The following is a 2,913-nucleotide window of genomic DNA, read 5'->3' as shown; positions in this document are numbered from 1 at the left end:
ACGACCATTCCGGCCCACCCCAAGGGGGCGGATATGTCATCGCCCGTGACCAGCAGGGTATCGGGGCGCGGGGCCAGCCCGGCCGTGGTGGTCAGGAATTCCAGGGGGATGCGCCCTTCGGCGGTCATGACATTCTCCGTTCAGCGGGCCGGGGCGGCGACGGCCCGCCGTCAGGGCAATGATACTGGACACCGGCTGGAAGTTGGGGGAATAAAGAGTACCAGACATACCCCGGACAGGACAGCCGGATATACGGGCCGAAAACACGGTCCTGCACGGTATCTTGGCCCCGCCATGAGATTTCAGGATAACAATGACCACTCGTCCCCATCTTCTTGACGCCCTTCGTGATCAGGTCCTGCTGTGTGATGGCGGCATGGGCTCACGCGTGCAGCTTCTGGATCTGGAGGTTGAACGCGATTACTGGGGGCAGGAAAACTGCACCGAGATCCTGAACCTTTCCCGCCCCGAACTGGTGCGCGAAATCCACCGTGGCTATTTCGAGGCCGGGGCGGACATGGTGGAAACCAACAGCTTTGGCGGCACGCCCATCACGCTGGGTGAGTTCGGGCTGGCCGACCGCGCGCGCGAGATCAACCGCACCGCCGCCCATCTGGCGCGCGAAGCGGCGGAAAGCTTTTCCGACGGGCGGCACCGCTATGTGGTCGGCTCCATCGGGCCGGGCACCAAGCTGCCCTCGCTGGGCAACATCGACTACGACACGCTTGAGGCGGGCCTGACCGAACAGTGCCGTGGCCTGATCGAAGGCGGCGTGGACTGCCTGCTGATCGAGACCTGTCAGGACACGCTCCAGATCAAGGCCGCCGTCAACGGCGCCAAGATCGCGCGCGCCGAGATGGGTAAGGACACCCCGATTTTCGTGCAGGTCACGGTCGAGACGACCGGCACGCTGCTCGTCGGCCCCGACATCGCGGCGGCGGCCACGGTCATCAACGCGCTGGACGTGCCGCTCATGGGCCTGAACTGCGCCACCGGCCCACAGGAAATGGCCGAGCACGTGCGCTGCTGAGCGAGAACTGGCCCGGCCTGATCTCGGTACAGCCCAATGCCGGCCTGCCCGAACTGATCAACGGCAAGACCCATTACCCGCTGACGCCGGGGGAAATGGCGAGCTGGGTCGAGCGCTTCATTACCGAGGACGGGCTGAACCTGATTGGCGGCTGCTGCGGCACCTCCACCCCGCACACGCAGGCGCTGGACCAGATGCTGCGCAAGCGCGCCGAAGGCACGGGCCGCATCCGCCCCGCCCCGGTGCCGCGCAGGCCGGTCTGGATTCCCGCCGTCGCCAGCCTGTATTCACAGGTGCCGCTGCGACAGGAAAACAGCTACTTCTCCATCGGTGAGCGCTGCAACGCCAACGGTTCAAAAAAATGGCGGCAGTTGCAGGAAGCAGGCGACTGGGATGGCTGCGTGGCACTGGGCCGCGAACAGGTGGCCGAAGGCTCGAACGCGCTGGATATCTGCACCGCCTTTGTCGGCCGTGACGAAATGACGGAGATGAACGAGGTCGTGACCCGCTTCACCTCCTCGGTCAATGCGCCGCTGGTCATTGATTCCACCGAAACCCCGGTCATCGAGGCCGCGCTGAAGCGCCACGGGGGCAAGCCCATCATCAACTCCATCAATTTCGAGGATGGGGAGGCCATCGCCACCGAGCGCATGCTGCTGGCGCGCAAGTTCGGGGCCGCCGTCATCGCACTGACCATTGATGAAACGGGCATGGCCAAGACCGCGGAAGACAAGCTGCGCATCGCGACAAGGCTGGTCGAATTCGCGTGTGAAAAGCACGGCCTGCCCCAGTCCGACCTGATGATCGACGCTGACGTTCACCATCGGCACCGGCACGGAAGATGACCGCAAGCTGGGGGAATGGACGCTGGAGGGCATCCGCCTGATCCGTGAACGCTTCCCCGATATCCAGATCGTGCTGGGGCTGTCCAACATCTCGTTCGGGCTGAACCCGGCGGCGCGCGCGGTGCTGAACTCGGTCTTCCTGGACCATGCGGTGCGCGCGGGCATGACGGCGGCGATCGTGCATGTCTCGAAAATCCGCCCGCTGCACATGATCGCGGCCGAGGAAGTGAAGGTGGCCGAAGACCTGATCTTCGACCGCCGGAGCGAAGGCTACGACCCGCTCCAGCGCATTCTGGAAATCTTCGCGGACCGCAAGGCGGCCGACGCGGTCAAGAAATCACGCGCCGAGACCGCGCCAGAACGCCTGAAGGACCGCATTGTCGATGGCGACCGCAAGGGTCTGGAGGAGGACCTGGCGGAAGCGATGAAGGAGATGCCGCCGCTCGACATCATCAACACCGTGCTGCTGGATGGCATGAAGGTGGTGGGCGAACTGTTTGGCGCGGGCAAGATGCAGTTGCCCTTCGTCCTCCAGTCCGCCGAGACGATGAAGACCGCCGTCGCGTGGCTTGAGCCGCACATGGAGCGGACCGAGGGGCAGGCGCGCGGCACCATGGTGCTGGCCACCGTGAAGGGGGATGTGCATGACATCGGCAAGAACCTTGTCGATATCATCCTGACCAATAACGGCTACCGGGTCATCAACCTCGGCATCAAGGTGCCGGTAGCGGACATGATCGCGGCGGCGCGCGAGCACAAAGCGGACGCCATCGGCATGTCCGGGCTGCTGGTCAAGTCCACCGTCATCATGCGCGAAAACCTGGAGGAAATGCACCGTCAGGGCATCGAGGCCCCCGTCATGCTGGGCGGCGCCGCGCTGACACGCAATTATGTGGAGGAAGACTGCACGGCGGCCTATGGCGATGGCGGGCGCGTGGCCTATGCGCGCGATGCGTTCGATGGCCTGTCGCTTATGGACAAGGTGGTGCAGGGCGAATTCGACGCCTATCTCGCCGCCATCCAGTCGCGCCGCGCGGG

At 64.7% G+C, this 2,913-nt stretch carries 1 pseudogene; it reads left to right on the top strand.

Features of this window, described 5'->3' with window-relative positions:
* Window positions 1-313 precede the first annotated feature (313 nt).
* Window positions 314-2,913: pseudogene (locus JCM25156_RS24220) on the top strand (homocysteine S-methyltransferase family protein); the annotation flags it as partial.

The sequence above is a fragment of the Komagataeibacter kakiaceti JCM 25156 genome (genome assembly GCF_000613305.1).
The sequence above is the reverse complement of the archived record's forward strand: the minus strand, read 5'-3'. Positions and strand labels throughout refer to the sequence as shown.